The following is an 18,276-nucleotide window of genomic DNA, read 5'->3' on the forward strand; positions in this document are numbered from 1 at the left end:
CCTATAATTCGACGTTGGCGTGGAACACCGGATGACGGTATCGTGGCGTGACGAGTGTCGCGTATGGCTGCGCGGCCGGGGGTGAGTTCGATGGCGTTGGCATTGTTGATCGCGGGGATTTTCGCCGTTTTGGCGGGCCTCCTTGCGATCCTGTTCGGCTTCACCGTCAGGGAATTCAGTCTCGGCAGTACCCTCATAATCTCCGGTACCATCGGCGTCTGCTCCGGACTGTTACTGGCCGGCCTCCACGTGGTGGTCGCGGAGTTGAAGGGCATCGCCCGCCGGCTGGCTGGATCAATTGCACCATCCGACGTTCGGGTCAGGCCCGTGCTGCCGGGTCTCGGGATGGCCGGGACGCCTGCGCCTGAGCCGGCGGGCGCCGAGAAGATGGAGCCGGCGCCGCCATTGCCGGCCGCAGGACCGCCGCCTTGGCAGAACGAAGCAGCCGCGCGCGAGCGTCCGCGCGTCGAGCCGCCGGCAGCGCCGGAAGCTCCGAGCCCGCCTGAGGTTCCGGAACCGCCGCGCCGGCGCAACCTGTTGTTCGCCTCGACCTCCCGCAAGGAGCGTGAGCGCGCGGAAGCGAAGACCGGCGAGGGCTTGCCGCCGCTGCCGCATGCCGAGCCGTCGGCGGAGCCTGCCGCCCCGGAGACGCCGCCTGCGAGCTTTGACGACGCCTGGCCGAAGCCGGACCGTATGAGGCCTCCGGAGCCGCCGGCCGCCGCGCGGCGCCCGCCACCGCGCTCGCCGTCGACCTTCGCTGAGCCTGCTCCGCCGCCCGCACCCGAGCCTGCGGCTGCGGCCGAGCAGGCGCCTGTGACCGTGCTCAAATCCGGCATCGTCGACGGCATGGCTTATTCGCTCTATTCCGATGGCTCGATCGAAGCCCAGATGCCTGAGGGGATGATGCGCTTTGCCTCGATCGACGAGCTGCGCTCCCACCTCGACCAGCGCGGCGCTTGAGAGCGGGCGCAAGCAAATCTGGTGCAGGCAAAGGCTAGCGTAGACAAGTAAAGCGGTGGTGTTCTTGTCACTTCGTCAGTAATCAGCCCGGATTCCTTAGTCGTCCCATTTCAGCCGAACGTATTGTTGACACGGAATACTTTGGCGTCGTCTCTCGCGTGAGACGCAAGGTGGAGAAAGGCGGGGCTTATGTCGGATGCTGGGGCTAAGAATTTCGTTGAGCTGACGGCGGGCATCGTGTCGGCCTATCTCAGCAACAATCCAACGCCTGCGGCTGAGATTCCGAATCTGATCAGCCAGGTGCATGGCGCGCTGGTGCGCGTTTCGTCAGGCCGCACCGAGACGGCGCCGCTCGAGCCAGCGAAGCCGGCGGTCTCGCTGAAGAAGTCGATCGCGCCCGATTATCTGGTTTGTCTGGAAGACGGCAAGCGCTTCAAGTCGCTGAAGCGCCATCTGCGCACCCAATACAACATGACGCCGGAGCAATATCGCGAGAAATGGGGCCTGCCGGCCGACTATCCCATGGTCGCACCGAACTATGCGGTGGCCCGCTCGCAGCTTGCGAAGCAGATGGGACTGGGACAGCAGCAGCGGAAGCGGAAGTAGAGTTTCTACGACGCTTCCGCGAGCGCCTCTTTCGCGTCGGTCTTGATCCGCTCGACCATCGAGCGCAGGCCGTTGGAACGCTGCGGCGTCAGATGGTCGCGAAAGCCGAACTCGTCGAATACGGCAATGGCGTCGGTCGCAAGAATCTCCTGTGGCGTGCGGCCGGAGTAAAGCGACAGCACGATCGCGACCAGCCCGCGCACGATGTGGGCGTCACTGTCGCCGCGATATGTCAGGATCGGCGCGCCGTCATCGCGACGATCAATCAGCTTCTGAAGCCAGACCTGGCTGACACAGCCATTCACCTTGTTCTCGGCCGAATGCTCGGCTTCGGACATCGGTTCCAGGGTGCGGCCGAGCTCGATGACGTACCGATAGCGGTCGTCCCACTCGTCCAGAATCTCGAAATTATCCCTGATTTCATCGATCGTCGTCATGCTGGCCCAAAGTTCCCGTTCAGGCCAATATAGGGACGCAAAGCGCCGAAATCGATAGGGTTTGGGCCCTAATTCGCTGTCGCGGGCGCCGGGCCGCGCCATTCCAGCGCGAGGTCGTCCTGGGACAGGGTGTCGCGCGGCGCCTCGCTCGCAGCAAGATCGCCTTCGCCGGCCAGCGCGATCGAGCCGGTGTGGTCGGGCGCCTTCTTGTCGGGCTTCTCGAGCTGCTCTTTCTTGTCGTTGATGATCTGGTAGATCTTCTTTGCGCCGTCCTGCGCCCGCTGGCCGATGATGGTGGCGGCCTGTCCGCCGACCTCGCAGGCCGCTGGCTGGCGCTTGCAGAACTGGGTCATGTCGGAGACGGCCGCGGTCGCAGCCTGCACCGCGTCGGCAGCGCCGATCTGCGGCAGCTTGTCCGATTCGGGCGTCTTGTCCCGCGGCAGGAGCACCAGCACCAGCCCGAGCCAGAATGTGATGCGAAGCAGAAAGCGCATCTTGCGACCTGTATGTTAGATCCCGCCGCGGCGATCTCCGCGGATGTCGGACCTAGCAACTCTCGATAAATCGCAAGTGATTGCCTTCCGCTTAATTCGCGGAAAATTGACTCAAGAATCTTTGCTATCGATGGTGTCGTAAATTTTCGATTGACGTCCGTGCCGTGAGCGCTGCCGCCACGCCCGTCCACCATTTCGAAACCATGCGCATCACGGTGAAACCCTGTGTTCACCATCCTCGCCGATGACGTCGTCAAATCGTCTAAAAAGCCCTGCGATGACGGGGTGTCCGGCGGCGCGCCGCGATGCCTTAGTGTTCGTTTAAGGTCGCTCTGACACGGTGGCTCAACGATAAGGAGGCGTTCCGGCGCGTCTTCCCGACGAATGAGCCGAAGCGCGAGACCCGTGACAGTTTTGAGTATCATCCGCGATTGTCTCGATGCGCTGCTGCATCCCTCCGCGCGTTACGACGCGCTGACGCGAGCGCGCCATCGTGCCTTCATGGCCCCGCGGCTGCTCGGCAGCCTAGCCGCCTTTGCCGCATTCCCGGTCTATCTCGCCATGCGCGGCGCGCCGAGCGCGATCGAGGTGGCAGCCTTCGCCTGGCTGATTGCGCCGATCCTGTTGTCCTGGTTCCTGTCGCGCACCGGCCGTTACGAAGGCGCGCATGTGCTGTCGTCGCTGGCGCTCTCGGGCCTGATCATGGCGGTTGCGGTGACGACCGGCGGCATCGAATCATTCGCCGCAATCTGGCTGGTTGTCGTTCCCCTCGAAGCTGCGCTGTCGGCCTCGCGCCGCGTCGCGGCCTTTGCCTCGCTGCTGGCGCTGTCCTGCGCCGGCATCCTGATCCTCGTCAGCCAGCTCGGCTGGCTGACGATTGGCGATACCAGCGCTGCGGAACGCGGCGTGCTGATAGCGTTCGGCGTCGCCTCGGCGACGCTCTATGCCGCAGGTCTGGCCTTCGGAGCGGAATCGCTCGCGCGCACCAGCGTTGCGCTCCTGTTGCGTGAGGAAGAGCGTTACCGCCTCCTGGCGCGGAACATGAGCGACGTCATCTCGCGGCATCAGCGCAACGGCGCGGTGCAGTTCATTTCACCGGCGGTGGAAGCCATGCTCGGCGTGCCCGTCGCGCAGCTGCTCGGCCACGGCCTGTTCGATCGCGTCCATGTCGCCGATCGGCCGGCGTATCTGACGGCGCTGTCCGATGCCGCGCGCGGCGACGTGCGTAGCGTTGAGTTCCGGTTGCGCCGGGAGCGTGCCGGCTCGGAGCGCGGCCAGGTTGATTTCATCTGGGTCGAGATGCGCTGCCGCCCGCTCGATCAGGATCTGGGCCGTGATGCCACGCGCGAGGCCGATGTCGTCGCCGTGATGCGCGATGTCACCGACCGCAAGCTGGGGGAGCAGGCGTTCGATCAGGCGCGCAGCGCTGCAGAGGCGGCGGACGCCGCCAAGACGCGCTTCCTCGCCACCATGAGCCATGAGCTGCGCACGCCGCTGAACGCCATCATCGGCTTCTCCGAGATGATCACGCAGGAGCAGACCTTGATGCTGGGCGCGGCCCAGCGGAGGGAATACGCCCAGCTCATCAACGATTCCGGCCAGCATCTGCTCTCGGTCGTCAACGGCATCCTGGACATGTCCAAGATGGAGTCGGGCAATTTCGAGATGGCGTCCGAACCGTTCGCGCCGCGTGCATCATTGATGCATTGCTGCAATCTGCTGGCGCTGAAGGCGCGGGAGAACGGCGTCGATCTCGTCACCGATGCGCCGCAGGACCTGCCTGTCATGACCGGCGATCCGCGCGCCTTCAAGCAGATCGTGCTCAACCTCGTCGCGAACGCCGTCAAGTTCACCGAGCGTGGCGGTCAGGTCACCGTCACGGCCGCGGTCTCGGGCTCGCAGCTTGCGCTGCGCGTCAGCGACACCGGTATAGGCATCGCGCCTGACGATCTCAAGCGCATCGGCGCGCCGTTCTTCCAGGCCGGCAAGACCTATCAGCGCCGTCACGAAGGCACCGGCCTCGGACTTTCGATCGTGAAGAGCCTGGTGGCGTTGCATCTCGGCGAATTGACGGTACAAAGCAGGCTCGGCGAGGGCACTGCCGTCACCGTCAAGCTGCCGCTCGTCTACACGCCGCAAGCCAAGACGTCTGATATGAAGACTTCTGATGGCAAGATGTCCGACAGCAAGGCGAGCGAGAGCAAGATCGCGACCCTGACGCCGGTGCTACGCCAGGAAGTTCAGGACCATCCTCACGACCAAGTTCAGGACCAACCCGCTCTGGTGAAGAAAAGTGCCTAAAAAGTCTGCCAAGGACGAAGCCGCTCCGCGCCGCCGTGGCGCCAAGGCCGCGGTCATCGATGTCGAGACCGAGCGCAATCTCGTGCTGCGCGTGCTGCTGCATAGCCCCAAGGATACCCTGGCCGGTCTCGTCGCCGTTGCCGCCATCGGCGCGATCGTTGCCAATGCGCTGTTCCTGCAGACCGGCCGGCATCCAGCGCCGATGTTCGGCACCGTGATCAATCTTCCCGCACCGTCGTCCCTGGCGCTGTCGAACCCCTTGCCGCGTCCGCGTCCCGTCGGCGCCGATACCTCGCCGCTCGAGCCGAGAGCGACGGAGTTTCGTGCCGAACCCAGACCTGCGGAAAAGCCGCCGGAGAGGCCCGTCGAGGCGACCGCATCGACGCCGCGCTCGGGCGATCCCATGACCAATCTGGTCAAGCAAACGATTTCGGCGCCGCCCTCCGTCACGCGTCCTCCGGCGCCGATCCCCGTGCAGCAGAGCCCGGCCGCGCGGCGCATCGCCGGCGTGCAGCGCGCGCTGTCCGAATATGGCTACGGGAATTTGAAGATCACGGGGGCGATGGGCGCCGAGACCCAGTCCGCGATCCAGAAATTCGAGCGCGAGCACAAGATGCAGGTCACCGGCCAGCTGTCCGACCGCCTGCTCCGCGAGCTCGGCGCCGCGATCGGACACCCCGTCGAATAGTCGTGACTGTTGCGAAGGCTGGTGCTGATTGCAGCGCTGTCCTATCGTGCGCTCCATGCGTTTGAAATCAAATATCTGGGTCTCAGCCTATCTGCGCCGGTGCCAGACCGAGGGCGTGTACGGCGCGGTGCGGCGTCGCGGCGCGGAGGAGGCGGGTGCGGTGTTCGTGAAGGTCTCGCTGCTTGACGGCAATGCGATGCTCTATGTGCCGGCGCCGCAGACCTCTTATGACGACGGTCGGCCGGTCGATCGCTTCTTTGTGCCGCTTGCGCCGCAACCGATGCCGGAGCCCGCGGTGGAGGAGCGCCTGACCAAGGAAATCCGCTTCGACTCCGATATCTGGATCGTCGAGACCGAAGACCGCGCCGGGCGGCATTTTCTCGAGCTGGCGAAGGCCTAACGATCCGATCCGTCAGTCCCTGTCCGCACCGCGGGCGCGGAGCCGGGCTGCACGCCCGGGCGCGTCTGGCTTGCGCCCACACGTGCGCGCTGGCGCTCGCTGTCATGCAGCGAGGGCTGGTACTTTGCGCGGGTGACGGCGAGCGTCGAGCCGCGCCAGGCGGCCAGCATCACCAGCGCCGCGCGATCGCTGAGGCGATCGTAAAGACGCGACAGCCGGTACACGTCGGTCACGGAGTTGCCGATCTCCGGCTTGAAGAACAGCAGGATACGCTGGAACACCGGGCTCGGCATGTCGAGCGCGCGCGCGGCGACTGCGAGCGCTTCGCCGCTTGCATCGTCGACGATCTGGGCTGCGACGCGCGAGGGCAGGATCAGGCTGTCGCCGAGCTCGGAGGTGAAATTCTCGACATCGCCCGCGATCGCCGCCATCTCGAGGATCTGGATCGCGCGCTTGGCGCGCACGATCGGAATCCGCGGCGCCGCCTTCAGCGGGGTCTGCGCCAGATTGTGCAGGATCAGCGCGCGCTCGGGGGCGCCGGCGCGGAAGAACATGTCGTGGATATCGGCCGCGTCCGTTGGCTGCATTGCCATGTTCGAGGCCATGCGCAGCTCGGCGTCGCTTGGCGTGCGAACCGGCAAGGGGGCAGGAGGGGGAGCAGAGGCGGGCGCCGGGGTTTCGCGCGCGAGCGGAACCCTGCGGCCCTCCTGCGCGGCCGACAGTCCGAGCTTCTGCATGATCGGGGCGGGCGTCGACGGATAGATCGCAAGCCGCGCCTTGACGGCCGCGCGCGTCGCGTCGTCGACCTGGTCGATCAGTCGTGTGGCGAGCTCGACGAACTGGCGCTGCTCGTCGTCGCTGTGGGTGCTCGACTGGACATAGAGGTCGGTCAGCACGCGCAGCAGCGTCGGACGAACATCGACGCCTTCGCGACGGGAGAGGGTCATCAGCCCGTCGAATCCTGGAAACAACGACTTGGTCATGGAGAGATACGCGACCTGGAAGAGATACTCGCCGGAGCCTATCGCGGGCTCCTTTAAAGGCTCGTTAAGGAAAACGAGGCGTGAAGCCGAACGCCTGCTTTGAAGCGTTCTCGTGCCGCAACGGGACGGTGGGTCCCGCCCGTGCGGTTACGGTGCCGCCGGCACGTTTACACCCCGTTAACCATGAACTGATCTTAATGATCCCCATGTTGCAGAGGCGCGCCGGGTCGCGCGGCAATTGAAGAGAGCTGATATGGGGACCATCATCGAATTTCCGGCCGGTCGCCGGGTGGGCGCGTCGGTGGACGTGGCTCCGCGCGCGGACATGGGCACGATTTTGATCCTTCCCGTGATCCGCATCGAGCGCGAGAGCGACGAAACCAGCGGCGATCACGGGCCGGAGCAGGGCACAGCGCCGGGGCGCCGTCGTCGTCGCCGTTAGCCTTCGGACTTTGCAATGCCGGAGAACCTCCGTCAGATCCGGCCCATCGTAACGGCCCTCATGCTCGCAGTGCTGGGCGCGACGCTTGCCGCCTGTAGTGGCGGCGATTTCGGCCGGACCCGTGCCGACATGCGCAGCGACGACATGCATCGCTGGCTGGGCGCGGAAGTCACCTCCAGCGTTGGCCTGAAGCCATCCCAATTCCAGCTCACCGACGAGGAGCGCCAGCTTCGCGACCTCGCCTATCCCCTGATCGAGCCGCCGCTGTCGCGGCCCGCCTGGAAGAGCGTGTTCGGCGACTACAAAGCGCTGCCCTCGCCCTGGCGGCAAACGATCGTGTTCGACCGCACCATGTATGGTCGCACGCTGATCGACGAGCCGCACCGTTCGCATTCTTCGCGCTATACGCAGTTGATGGAAGACGTGCGCAACGACATCACCCGCTTCGAGCCGTTCTTCGCCTCCGCGATCCGCGTCATCGACCTCGACAAGAAGCGCAATGCCAGCATGGCGCGCGTCTCCTCCCTCTCGCCGAAGGAGAAGGAGGACGCGGTCGAGCGCATGCAGGAGAATTCGCTGATCATCCAGTGGGTGCAGCAGTGCCTCGAGCAGCGCGTGTCGTCCTATCGCTGGGGTCTGGAGCGGCTGGTGATCCAGGCGCCCGACGGCATGGCCGCCGATGCCGACCGCCTGATCGGCGAACTCGCCGCCCAGACCGCCAACCCGCCGGTCGCGGCCCAGCCGCCCTACGGCCGTGCGGTCGTCTCGAAGGGTTAGGATTTTCCGCGGGCGCGCGATCGTTGCCCCGCGGGCTTGCGCCGCTGCTTCCGGAGCTTGCTGACAAGATCCTTCAGCGCATCCGGTAGCGGCACGGATGCGCGATAGGCGAGCCCGACCTCGCGCTTGACCTTGACCTCGATCTCGCGCACCGCGACATCCGGATTGCCGCGCGCTACGCCTTCCGGGACGATGGCGATGCCAACGCCGGCTGCGACCAGCGCCATGGCCCAATCCTCTGATTGCGCGATCGCCGCGGTCTGTCGGGCCTGCGGGTTGCGGCGGAAGAACTCGCTTTGCTCGCAATGGCAGCGGTCGATCAAGGGGACGCCGGCGAGATCGGCGGTGCGAAGCTTCTCCTTCAGGGCCAGCGGATGCGACGGCGGCAGCGCTGCGACATAGCGCTCACTCCACAGCGCCACGAAATGTTCGTCAGCGCGCAGCACGCTCTTGGAGATGATCCGCGCGTCGGCGCGCTCGTCGCTGCCGACGAGGCGGAGTGCGATGTCGGCGCGCGCCGTCAGCGGCTTGAGCAGTGCGATCGTCCGGGGCACGTCGAGCGTGCGCATCAGGCCGAGCGTCACATTGGTTTTGGTGCTCGGTCTCCTGAACAGGCTGCGCGCCGCGTCGGTCTCGTCGATGATGCGGCGGGCGAGCGTGTGAAACTGCTCGGCCGAGGCGGTTGGCGCGACGCCCTTCTTGTGCCGGATGAACAGCGTGGTGCCGAGCTCGGCCTCCAGATGGGTGATCGCGGTGGAGATCGACGGCTGCGAAACGAAGCAGACGCGCGCCGCCGCGGTCAGGTTGCGCTCGCGGTAGACGGCGGCGAAGTAGCGGAGTTCGCGTATGTCCATAGGATATGCCTAGAGATATTATCAATATTCGATATTTTACCTATGGATCTAACGATGACAAGAACGCTCTGCTCACAACAGGCAGGGAACGCGCGATGAAAATTCACCATCTCAACACCGGCACGATGTGCCCGATGGGGCGGCGCCTCGTGAACGGCACCGGCAGCCTGTTCCAGCGCGCCCGCATGGTCTGCCATTGCCTGCTAGTGGAGACCAATGACGGGCTCGCCCTGGTCGATACCGGCATTGGACTTGGCGATATCGCAACGCCCGATCGGCTGGGACGACGATGGCTGCGGCAGACCGCGCCAAGGCTCGATCCGGCGGAGACGGCGGTGCAACAGGTGAAGGCACTCGGCTATTCCCCCAAGGACGTGCGCCATGTGCTGCTGACCCATCTCGACCGCGATCACGCTGGCGGCGTGCCGGACTTCCCGCATGCCGCGATCCATGTCCATCGCGCCGAATACGACATGGCGGTGCAGCGCAAGCCGGCGCCGCCGGAAGGGCGCTATGTCACCGGGCAGTGGAGCCATGGACCGAGCTGGACATTCTATGGCGAAGCCGGCGAAGACTGGTTCGGTTTCAAGGGCGTGCGCGCCCTCGGCGACGCAGAGGCGGACATCCTGATGATCCCGCTCGCCGGCCATACGCTCGGCCATTGCGGTATCGCGGTGCGATCAGGCGACAAATGGCTGCTGCACGCCGGCGACAGCTATTTCCATCACGGCCAGCTCGACGCATCGCCCCGCATGCCGCTGGTGCTGGGCTATTTCCAGCGTCGCGCCGACATGGACCGCGGCATGCGGATCGCCAACCAGGTGCGACTGCGCGCGCTGAAGCTGAACCACGGCGAACGCGTCACGATCGTCAACAGCCATGATCCCGTCGATTACGAGCGTTGCCGCTGCAACGCGCATTGATCGCGCCCGTCAGCGCTGTCCGTCGTGCGCGGAGATCGCGGATGCCGCGAGGCCTCCGATGCGCGCGTGAGGCCGGCCGCCGGTCGCCATCACGAGCCCGAAGGCGATCTCGTCGCGCCGTGGTGAATCCCACAGCGTCATCTCCGCGGTGCCGAAATGGCTGCGGACATAGGCGGCGTGGATGTGCCCGAGCGGAACCATGAGCCGCGTGCCCGGACCGCCGATGGTCTTCGCCGCCGGAACGATCGCCTTGGGCTGACCGAGCACCTCGCGCATGCCCTGACCGCCGGCCTCGTGCCAGACCGCGCCGTGCTCGAGCTCGCCGTCCTCGCCGACGATGATGCCCTTGCCATAGGCTTCGATCTGCGCGGCGCCGCCGAGCTGCGCGATCAGCCGTGTTGCGAGCTCGCGCCCGAGTTCGCGCAAGGATGCCTGAAACGGCATCAGGTCGGGTTCGAAGCGGCCCGCGAAAGGATTGCGGATCACCGCAATGGCCGTCCCGACCAGCAGAGGCTTCTCCAGCCGGGGACCGCGCTCGTGCCAGGTGGTCTCGACGCTAAGCGCGGTCTTGCGGATGTCATGGGACACGTCTTGAGACGACATGCGCAGGCGCTATGCTTCGTCGACGACGGGATTGCGCAGCACGCCGATGTTCTCGATCTCGACCTCGACCACATCGCCGGGCGTGAGGAAAACAGGCGGCTTGCGAGTGAAGCCGACGCCGGCCGGCGTGCCGGTGGCGATGACGTCGCCGGGGACGAGGTCGAAGATGGTCGAGCTGTACTCGATCAGCCGCGGAATCGAGAAGATCAGCATCGAGGTGTCGGACGACTGCACCACCGCGCCGTTGACGCGCGTCTCGAGCTTCAATTTGGTGGGATCGCCGATCTCGTCCGGCGTCACCAGCCATGGTCCGAACGGGCCGGTGCCGACGAAGTTCTTGCCGGAGGCGATCTGCTGGGCGTGACGCTGCCAGTCGCGCACGCTGACGTCGTTGTAGATCGAATAGCCTGCCACGTGATCCCAGGCGTCGGCCTGGCTGATGTGACGGCCGCTCTTGCCGATGACCACGGCAAGCTCGCCCTCCCAGTCGAAATTGTCCGAGACTTTCGGCCGGATCACCGGCGCGTTGTGCGCGACCTGGGAGCGCCAGACCCGGAGGAAGATCGGCGGAAATTCCGTGATCTCGCGCTTCATCCCGAACGCCACGGCTTCATTGTGGTGGTCGAGATAATTGCGCACGGCGCAGACGATCTTCTCCGGACGCGGGATCACCGGCAGATATTTGACGTCACTGAGCGCCATTGTGGGCTTGTGCCCGGCGACGATGGCCTCGCGCCGCGCATAGTCGTCGCTGCCGAGGAAGTCCGCGAGAACAGGATACTGGGGCAGGGCGCGACCGAGATCCACCACGCCATTCTCGGCAACGGCGCCCCAGCTCTCCCGATTCCCATCCAAGAACGACAGCAGCTTCATGGTACGCCTCAAAGGTTGGCATTTTCGATCTTGCCTATTATTTTCGAAAATCAGGCGAGGCGCAAGCCCGCGGCGATAAAAAGCCGTTGCCGCCTATTCGGTATCGAGCAGATGCTCGGCGTAGGTCGCCACGTTGTCGGCGGTCGTGCGGATATGCGCCTCGATCAGCTGCACCGCGAGATCCGGATTGCGCGAGATGGCGGCTTGCATGATCGCCTGGTGCTCGCCGGCCTTGTCGCGCGGGCGGGGGCGGAAATTGGCCGAAAGGTGCCGATAGCGCTCGGCGCGATCGAACAGATCGGCGCGAATGGCGAGGAGTGTCGCGGAGCCGCAGGCGGACACCAGCGCCTGGTGGAATTGGCGGTGGGCGATCTTCCATTCGGGATCGCGCAGGGGATGTTCCGGATCGCGCTGCTCGATTCGCTTCAATCTGTGCAGGGTCGAGATGACGGCGATTTCCCAGTCGTCGTCGCCCCGCTCGATCGCGCGGCGGATCAATTCCACCTCGATCAGCACCCGGGCATCGGTGACTTCCACCAGGTCCTGGCGGCTGACCGGCGCCACCCGAAATCCGCGCTGCTCCTGCGCGTCGACCAGGCCTTCGGCGGTAAGCGCCGTCAGCGCCTCGCGCAGCGTCGTGAAACTTACGCCGAATCGTTCGCGCAGGACGTCGAATCGCAGCGGCTCGCCCGGCGCCAGGCCGCAGGCAATGATCTCCTCGCGCAGCCGATGGGTGATGTCGGCGGCAACGGTCTTGCCGAATTCCTTGCGGGAGCGAATGGCGCTTTCGGACATGATTTCTGTCATTTGAATCGATGGCTCAACATGCCGCGCCAACGACCATCTTGCAATAATTTTCGTAAACAGTATGATTTTCGAAAATATAGCTGGGGAGGCGTGTGACATCATGAGAGCGGTGCTGGTGCGTCAGCCGGGTGGGCCGGATGCACTCGAGTTGGTTGAGCTTCCGGTGCCTGTGCCCGGACCAGGCCAGGTGCAGATTCGCGCCGAAGCGTTCGGCGTTGGGCAGCCCGATGTGCTGATCCGGCGTGGCGTCTACAAATGGATGCCGCCACTGCCGGCCAATCCGGGCAACGACGTCGCCGGCCGCATCGCCGCGCTCGGGTCCGGCGTCGAGGGGCTTGCGATCGGCCAGAAGGTGCTGCTGAGCGCACGCGACCTGTCGCAGCGCGGCGGCTGCTACGCCGACTATGTGGTCGCGCCTGCGGACGCCATTCATGTGCTGCCCGACAATGTCGATCTGCAGGCGGCCGTGTGCCTGTCGAACTACCAGGTCGCTTACGCGCTGCTGCACGAGTGCCGCCATCCGCGCGCACCGGCGAGCGTGCTGGTGATCGGGGCGGCGGGTGGTGTCGGCACCGCGCTGGTACAGCTTGCCAAGCTCGCACAGATGAATGTCATCGGCACGGTCTCCACCGAGGAGAAGGCCGCATTCGCGCGGGGCAACGGCGCCGATGAGATCATCTTCTACCGCCGCGAAGACGTGGTGGCGCGGGCCCGCGAGCTGACCAAGGGCGAGGGCGTCGGCCTCGTGCTCGATCACGTCTGTGGGCCTGAGTTCACCGGCTATCTCGGCGCGCTCGGCAAATGGGGGACGCTGCTGTCGTACAACGCCTTCGCCGGGTTGCCGGAAGAAAACCTGATGGCGGCGATGCGCGACCATCTCGACATCTGCCCGGCGATACGCTGCTTCTCCTTTCATATCTACGACCACGATCGCGACGGGCGTCGCGCGCTCATGCGCAATGTGATTGACGCGCTGAGCCGCAATGCGATCAAGCCGGCGATCTCGGCGGTCCTGAAGCTCGACGAGGTCAGGCAGGCCCACACGCTGCTCGAGCAGGGCTCCGCGCTCGGCAAGATCATCATGACGCCATGAGGGGGTGGATCGCACAATGACGACACAAGCACCCATTGCACGCTTCACCCGGCTCCGGCACGCGAGCTTTGCCTCGCCAGATCCCGAGCGGTTGCTCGACTATTACCGCGCCGCGATCGGTCTTGGCCTCGTCGGCCGCGACGGCAACCGCATCTTCCTCGCCAACGATGCCGAGCAGCTTTCGCTGGTGATCGAACCCGGCCACGCGGCGCTGACGAGCATCGCCTTCGAGATAGCTCCCGATGTCCAGATCGAGACGCTCGGCGCGGCGCTGAAGCAGGCCGATCTGCGGCCCGAACTTCAGAGCGATCCCCTGCCTGGCGTTTCCAGGCTGCTGTCGTTCAGCGATCCCGAAGGAACGCGCTTCGAGTTGATCCAGGGCTGGACGCCGACGCCCGCGCAGGAGCGGATCGGAGCGCTTGCCGTCAGCAAGATCGGCCATGTCGCGCTTGCTACGCCCGATCCGCGCGCGGCCTCGGAGTTCTACGCGAACATGATGGGCCTGCGCGTCTCCGACTGGATCGAGGATCGCTTCGTGTTCATGCGCAGCGGCTTCGAACATCACACGCTGAACTTCGCCCGCGCGCCCGTCCGTGGCCTGCATCATGTCGCGTTCGAGCTGCGTGGTGCCGCCCACATGCACGAGGCCTGCGATCATCTCGCGCGGCACAAGCTGCCGGTTCTCTGGGGGCCGGTGCGTCATGGCCCCGGGCACAACACCGCGATCTACCACCGCAATCCCGACGGGCATGTGGTCGAGCTGTTCTTCGATCTCGACCGCATGACCGACGAGGCGCTCGGCTATTTCGAGCCGCGTCCCTGGCATCGCGATCGACCGCAGCGGCCAAAAGTCTGGGTCGGCCTGCCGCGCGACGTCTGGGGCATGCCGCCATCGCCTGAATGCACGGAGTTCGCCCGCTAGCGGATCAAACGCGAGTTGAAGAAACGCCGCCTCGTCGCGGCCAACGATAGAACAACCAAAAGGGAGGACGCATCCATGCAACGGATGAAGCGGCTTGCTGCGGCGATTTTTCTGTTTGGCGGTTTTTTCGCAACCACTTCGGCGTCGGCGGAGAATTATCCGTCGCGCCCGATCCGGCTGTTGCATGGATTTGCCGCCGGCGGCGCGGCCGACACGCTGTCGCGCATCATCGCCGACGGGCTCTCGAAAAAGCTCGGGCAGCCGATCATTGTCGAGGCCAAGCCGGGCGCCGGCGGCAACATCGCCGCGGATGCCATCGCGAAGGCGGCGCCCGACGGCTACACGATCGGGCTCGTCACCGGCGCTCACGCCATTTCCGCGGCGACCTACAAGAGCCTCGCCTACCAGCCGGCCGAGAGCTTCGAGATGATCTCGACGCTGGTCTATTACGCGCTCGTCATTGCCGTGCGTAGCGACTATCCGGCAAAATCGCTGGGCGAGCTCGTCGCCATGGCAAAGCAGAAGCCCGGTGCGCTCAGCTTTGGATCGGTCGGTTTCGGCAGCACGCACCATCTTGCAGGAGAGCTGTTGAACGCAGCCGCCGGCGTCGAGATCGTGCACGTGCCCTATCGCGGCGATTCCCAATCCGTCACCGCGCTGCTCGGCGGAGAGGTTCCGGTGATCGTCGGCACGCCGGTCCTGCTCGCCCCGCAGATCCAGGCCGGTGCGATCCGCGGCCTGGCGGTGACCTCGCCGACGCGCACCGCATTGTTGCCCGACGTGCCGACCGTTCAGGAAGCCGGGATCAAGGGATATGACGTGCGCACCTGGGCCGGCCTGCTGGCCCCGAAGGGAACGCCGCCCGGCATCATCGCCGCACTCAATGCGGCGACGCTGGATGCACTCAGGGATCCCGACCTCAAGCAGCGCCTGGAGACCGCCGTCGGCGGCGAGGTTCGCGGCAGCTCGCCGGAGGAGATGAAGACGCTGATCGAGACCGAGATCAGCAAATGGATCGGCGTGGTGGAGCGGGCGAAGATCCCGAAGATCTGATGGTCGAAGTGCAAAAGTGAACATAGTACCGCCTCGCGCATGCGGTAGTTAACAGCGCGCGAATCGGATTTCCGCGCCGGCGCACATTGTTCGACGGCCCGCTTGAATGTCGGGCAGCGGCGTGCGTCATTGATCGCTCGGGAGGTGAGCGTGGCCGCCAGAGCAATCAGGTATTCGATGCGGGCGTTGATCGTTGCGGCTTGCCTGGTCGCGGCTGCCCAGTCCGCGGCTCAGGAAGACAAGAAAACCGACGACGACAAGCCTGCCGATCCCGATACAGGCGAGAGCACCATCGAGGAGAAAACGCTCGGGCTGCTGCCGAACCCCTGGCAAAAGTACGGGGTGAAGTTTGCGGCCACCTATATCGGCGAGGTGCTCGGAAATCCGACCGGCGGTCTGAAGAAAGGTGCGGTCTACGAAGGCAGGCTCAATCTCGCCGTCGATCTGGATTTCGAAAAACTCGTCGGCATCGACAAGCTGACCTTTCACGCCAACATGTTTCAGATCCACGGCGAAGGCCTCTCGCGCTCGAATCTGCAGAATTTCTTCGTCGTCAGCGGGATCGAAGCGTTGCCCTCGACGCGACTCTACGAGGCCTATTTCGAGAAGCAGTGGGGCGACAAGAAACTATCGCTCAAGCTCGGGCAGCTGGCGGCCGACAGCGAGTTCTTCAATACCAAGTACACGGATGTGTTCACCAACGCCTCGATGGGTTGGCCGGCGATCACGTCGCTTGCTTTGCCAAGCGGCGGGCCGTCGCCGCCCTTGGCGGCCGTGGGCGCGCGCCTCCTGTGGAACGTGACGGACCAGTTGTCCGTCCTTGGCGCGATTTTCGACGGCGACCAGGCCGGGCCCGGTTCCGGCGATCCGCAGGAGCGTAACCGGTATGGCGTCAATTTCCGGGTCAACGATCCGCCGCTTCTGCTCGGCCAGGTTCAATATGCCTGGAATAACAGGAAGGGTGACCCGAACTTGACCGGCCAGTTCAAGGTCGGTGGCTGGCGTCATTTCGGATCGTTCGGGGATCAGCGCTTCGCATCCAACGGCGTCTCGCTGGCCGCGCCAACGAGCAGCGGGGAACCGCGGCTCTTGTCGGGCGATATTGGAGCCTGGGCGGTCTTCGAGCAGCAGATTTATCGGGTGCCGAACAGCGACGATCGCGGCATCGGCATTTTCGCACGCGTGTCCGGCGCGCCGGCTGACCGCAATCTGGTCGATGTCTATGCAGATGGCGGCGTCGAGCTCATCGGGCTCAGCAATGCACGCCCCGACGACAAGTTCGGCATTGCCGCCGGGTATGCGCATGTCTCAAAACGGGCCCAGACGCTCGACGCCGATTATGCCAGGTTCGTCGATCCGCGCTGGCCGGTGCGAAGCTTCGAGGGGCTGCTCACGGCCGTCTATCAATACCAGATCAAGGATGGCTGGACCGTTCAGCCGAACTTTCAATACATCGTCCATCCCGGTGGCGGCGCGACGGCTCCGGCTAGTCCGCTGCCGGGACGGGCATTGCGCAATGCCTCGGTTTTCGGATTGCGCACGACCCTGAAATTTTAAGTCGAGGCAAACGCGAGTGAGGCCATGTCGGCAATCATCGCGCCTCGACCACCTCGCCATCCTCCTTCACGAACCGGCCGACGGGATTGTCCAGGAGATCGATGACGGCTTCCGAGGGCCGGCACAAGCGTGTGCCCTTGGGCGTCACCACGATTGGACGGTTGATCAGGATGGGGTGCGCGAGCATCTGGTCGATCAGCTCGTCGTCCGACCATTTGGGGTCGTGGAGGCCGAGCTCCTTGTAGGGCGTGCCTTTTTCCCGCAGCAGCGCGCGAACGGAGATGCCGAGGGCCTTGACGAGCTCGACGAGCTTTTCGCGCGACGGCGGCGTCTTCAGATATTCGATCACGTCGGGCTCGACGCCGCTTTGCCGGATCATCGCCAGCGTGTTGCGCGAGGTGCCGCAGGCGGGGTTGTGATAGATCGTGACGCTCATAAGGTAGTCTCCGCGATTGGGATGGGGCCTCGCGCCTGGGGCGGTCCGAGCAGCCAGTTCATCAACAGCATGGCGGCAAAGGCTCCGCAGAGCTCCGCGAGAATGAATCCGGGCAGGTCGGTGGGACGTATGCCCGCGAACGTGTTGGTCAATGACCTCGCGATAGCCACGGCCGGATTGGCGAACGAGGTCGAGGCCGTGAACCAATAGGCCGCCGTGATGTACAGGCCGACCAGCCAGGGGACGGCCGCCCGCTGGAAACGGATGCCCGCGACGATCGTCGCGACCAGACCGAAGGCGGCGACGGCTTCGGCGAACCATTGCGGTCCCCCGGTTCGCACCTTCGCCGAGAAATCGAGCAGCGGCAGCCCGAACATCAGATGCGCCGCCATCGTTCCCGCGATGCCGCCGGCAATCTGCGCGACGACGTAAAGTGCGGCGTCGTTCACCGGTAGCTCGCGCTTGCCGGTGAAGACCAGCGTGACGGCCGGATTGAAGTGCGCGCCGGAGATCGGTCCGAGCACGGTGATCAGGACGACCAGAATGGCGCCGGTCGGCAACGTGTTGCAGAGAAGCGCAAGCGCGACATCCTTGGTCAGCGTCTCCGCCATGATGCCGGAGCCGACCACGGTGGCGACGAGAATGCCCGTGCCGAGCGCCTCGGCCGCGAGGCGGCGCGGAAGATCGAATTGATCAGGCACGGCTCCGCTCCCTTCGTCTCGGCTTGCAGCAGGCTTGCAGGGTTTCGACGACCGGCTCGCAAACTTCCGGCCGCCCGCCGCAGCAATCCCGCAGCAGGAAGACCGCAACGTCGCGGAATTCGGTGAGGTTGGCGCGGTAGACGATCGAACGGCTGTGCCGCTCGGAGGTGACGAGGCGCGCGCGCGTCAGGATCGACAGATGGGCAGATAGCGTGTTCGATGGGACTTCCAGCAGGCGGGCGAGATCGCCCGCCGCAAGGCCATCGGGCTCGTGCCGGACAAGCGTTCGGAACGCCTCCAGTCGGGTCGGCTGGGACAGCGCGGCGAGCGCCAGGACGGCTTCTTCTGTTTCCATATATCCAGACT

General features: G+C 65.1%; 22 protein-coding genes. 12 read left to right on the top strand and 10 right to left on the bottom strand.

All coding sequences use genetic code 11. The annotated features are described in order from the left end of the window. Positions 1 to 90 precede the first annotated feature (90 nt). Together AC0L3B_RS01885 and AC0L3B_RS01890 are read left to right on the top strand one after the other, a co-directional pair. Complete coding sequence (locus tag AC0L3B_RS01885; protein ID WP_473379949.1) at positions 91 to 960, top strand: DUF308 domain-containing protein; 870 nt, start codon at positions 91 to 93, stop codon at positions 958 to 960. A gap of 189 nt (positions 961 to 1,149) precedes the next feature. After that, positions 1,150 to 1,566: a Ros/MucR family transcriptional regulator gene (locus AC0L3B_RS01890; RefSeq protein WP_018456864.1), complete on the top strand. Its 417-nt coding sequence runs from the start codon at positions 1,150 to 1,152 to the stop codon at positions 1,564 to 1,566. Positions 1,567 to 1,571: 5 nt separating this feature from the next. On the opposite strand, the gene AC0L3B_RS01895 is transcribed toward AC0L3B_RS01890, so the two are convergent. Both AC0L3B_RS01895 and AC0L3B_RS01900 read right to left on the bottom strand, forming a co-directional pair. Then, positions 1,572 to 2,003 (bottom strand): SufE family protein, encoded by a 432-nt coding sequence (locus AC0L3B_RS01895; protein ID WP_018456863.1) that lies wholly within the window; start codon positions 2,001 to 2,003, stop codon positions 1,572 to 1,574. 68 nt (positions 2,004 to 2,071) lie between these two features. Further along, entirely contained in the window at positions 2,072 to 2,497 is a 426-nt protein-coding gene (locus AC0L3B_RS01900; protein WP_018458485.1) for a DUF5330 domain-containing protein, read from the bottom strand. Between the two features lie 384 nt (positions 2,498 to 2,881). Here AC0L3B_RS01900 and AC0L3B_RS01905 point away from each other — a divergent pair, with 384 nt between their 5' ends. Genes AC0L3B_RS01905 through AC0L3B_RS01915 form a run of 3 tightly spaced genes read left to right on the top strand, consistent with a single transcriptional unit; the run spans position 2,882 to position 5,886 of the window. Continuing rightward, a complete protein-coding gene (locus tag AC0L3B_RS01905; protein ID WP_088930786.1) occupies positions 2,882 to 4,798 on the top strand; it encodes a PAS domain-containing sensor histidine kinase in 1,917 nt (638 codons plus the stop codon). Next, complete coding sequence (locus AC0L3B_RS01910; RefSeq protein WP_018458487.1) at positions 4,791 to 5,486, top strand: peptidoglycan-binding domain-containing protein; 696 nt, start codon at positions 4,791 to 4,793, stop codon at positions 5,484 to 5,486. The genes AC0L3B_RS01905 and AC0L3B_RS01910 overlap by 8 nt, the downstream gene beginning before the upstream one ends. 55 nt (positions 5,487 to 5,541) lie before the next feature. Further along, entirely contained in the window at positions 5,542 to 5,886 is a 345-nt protein-coding gene (locus tag AC0L3B_RS01915; protein ID WP_018458488.1) for a DUF1491 family protein, read from the top strand. Here the strand turns inward: AC0L3B_RS01915 and AC0L3B_RS01920 are convergent. Further along, complete coding sequence (locus tag AC0L3B_RS01920; RefSeq protein ID WP_018458489.1) at positions 5,883 to 6,869, bottom strand: DUF2336 domain-containing protein; 987 nt, start codon at positions 6,867 to 6,869, stop codon at positions 5,883 to 5,885. The two genes, AC0L3B_RS01915 and AC0L3B_RS01920, sit on opposite strands and share 4 nt — an antisense overlap. A 253-nt stretch (positions 6,870 to 7,122) precedes the next feature. Here AC0L3B_RS01920 and AC0L3B_RS01925 point away from each other — a divergent pair, with 253 nt between their 5' ends. Together AC0L3B_RS01925 and AC0L3B_RS01930 are read left to right on the top strand one after the other, a co-directional pair. Continuing rightward, the gene (locus AC0L3B_RS01925) at positions 7,123 to 7,311 is read left to right on the top strand and encodes a hypothetical protein (RefSeq protein WP_018458490.1); all 189 of its coding nucleotides are present in this window, start codon (positions 7,123 to 7,125) and stop codon (positions 7,309 to 7,311) included. 15 nt (positions 7,312 to 7,326) lie between these two features. Then, the gene (locus tag AC0L3B_RS01930; protein ID WP_018458491.1) at positions 7,327 to 8,088 is read left to right on the top strand and encodes a hypothetical protein; all 762 of its coding nucleotides are present in this window, start codon (positions 7,327 to 7,329) and stop codon (positions 8,086 to 8,088) included. Here AC0L3B_RS01930 and AC0L3B_RS01935 read toward each other — a convergent pair. After that, positions 8,085 to 8,942, bottom strand: a complete 858-nt coding sequence (locus AC0L3B_RS01935) for a LysR family transcriptional regulator (RefSeq protein ID WP_018458492.1) — start codon at positions 8,940 to 8,942, stop codon at positions 8,085 to 8,087. The genes AC0L3B_RS01930 and AC0L3B_RS01935 overlap by 4 nt on opposite strands. A gap of 95 nt (positions 8,943 to 9,037) precedes the next feature. On the opposite strand from AC0L3B_RS01935, the gene AC0L3B_RS01940 reads away from it, so the two are divergent. Then, entirely contained in the window at positions 9,038 to 9,865 is an 828-nt protein-coding gene (locus tag AC0L3B_RS01940; RefSeq protein ID WP_026233595.1) for an MBL fold metallo-hydrolase, read from the top strand. Positions 9,866 to 9,874: 9 nt separating this feature from the next. On the opposite strand, the gene AC0L3B_RS01945 is transcribed toward AC0L3B_RS01940, so the two are convergent. The 3 genes from AC0L3B_RS01945 to AC0L3B_RS01955 form a co-directional block, all read right to left on the bottom strand. Next, entirely contained in the window at positions 9,875 to 10,468 is a 594-nt protein-coding gene (locus AC0L3B_RS01945) for an amino acid synthesis family protein (protein WP_018458494.1), read from the bottom strand. Positions 10,469 to 10,477: 9 nt separating this feature from the next. Then, the gene (locus AC0L3B_RS01950) at positions 10,478 to 11,341 is read right to left on the bottom strand and encodes a fumarylacetoacetate hydrolase family protein (protein WP_018458495.1); all 864 of its coding nucleotides are present in this window, start codon (positions 11,339 to 11,341) and stop codon (positions 10,478 to 10,480) included. A gap of 93 nt (positions 11,342 to 11,434) precedes the next feature. Continuing rightward, the gene (locus tag AC0L3B_RS01955) at positions 11,435 to 12,136 is read right to left on the bottom strand and encodes a GntR family transcriptional regulator (RefSeq protein WP_473379950.1); all 702 of its coding nucleotides are present in this window, start codon (positions 12,134 to 12,136) and stop codon (positions 11,435 to 11,437) included. A 112-nt stretch (positions 12,137 to 12,248) separates the two neighbouring features. Here AC0L3B_RS01955 and AC0L3B_RS01960 point away from each other — a divergent pair, with 112 nt between their 5' ends. From AC0L3B_RS01960 to AC0L3B_RS01975, 4 genes are all read left to right on the top strand, one after another. Then, entirely contained in the window at positions 12,249 to 13,241 is a 993-nt protein-coding gene (locus tag AC0L3B_RS01960) for a zinc-dependent alcohol dehydrogenase family protein (RefSeq protein WP_247300175.1), read from the top strand. A 16-nt stretch (positions 13,242 to 13,257) separates the two neighbouring features. Then, complete coding sequence (locus tag AC0L3B_RS01965) at positions 13,258 to 14,163, top strand: VOC family protein (protein ID WP_018458498.1); 906 nt, start codon at positions 13,258 to 13,260, stop codon at positions 14,161 to 14,163. Positions 14,164 to 14,238: 75 nt separating this feature from the next. Continuing rightward, positions 14,239 to 15,216 carry a tripartite tricarboxylate transporter substrate binding protein gene (locus AC0L3B_RS01970; protein WP_026233596.1) on the top strand — a complete coding sequence of 326 codons (978 nt, stop codon included), beginning with the start codon at positions 14,239 to 14,241 and terminating at the stop codon, positions 15,214 to 15,216. A 177-nt stretch (positions 15,217 to 15,393) separates the two neighbouring features. After that, positions 15,394 to 16,773, top strand: a complete 1,380-nt coding sequence (locus tag AC0L3B_RS01975) for a carbohydrate porin (protein ID WP_247375655.1) — start codon at positions 15,394 to 15,396, stop codon at positions 16,771 to 16,773. Positions 16,774 to 16,807: 34 nt separating this feature from the next. Here the strand turns inward: AC0L3B_RS01975 and arsC are convergent, their stop codons facing one another. The 3 genes from arsC to AC0L3B_RS01990 are packed head-to-tail and all read right to left on the bottom strand — an operon-like array spanning position 16,808 to position 18,265. Further along, a complete protein-coding gene (arsC, locus tag AC0L3B_RS01980; protein ID WP_018458501.1) occupies positions 16,808 to 17,209 on the bottom strand; it encodes an arsenate reductase (glutaredoxin) in 402 nt (133 codons plus the stop codon). Then, on the bottom strand, positions 17,206 to 17,910 hold the full coding sequence (locus AC0L3B_RS01985; RefSeq protein ID WP_018458502.1) for an aquaporin: 705 nt from the start codon (positions 17,908 to 17,910) through the stop codon (positions 17,206 to 17,208). The genes arsC and AC0L3B_RS01985 overlap by 4 nt, the downstream gene beginning before the upstream one ends. Next, entirely contained in the window at positions 17,903 to 18,265 is a 363-nt protein-coding gene (locus AC0L3B_RS01990) for an ArsR/SmtB family transcription factor (RefSeq protein WP_018458503.1), read from the bottom strand. Before AC0L3B_RS01990 ends, AC0L3B_RS01985 begins: the two co-directional genes overlap by 8 nt. Positions 18,266 to 18,276 lie beyond the last annotated feature (11 nt).

It is taken from the genome of Bradyrhizobium sp. Kon56 (assembly GCF_055807635.1).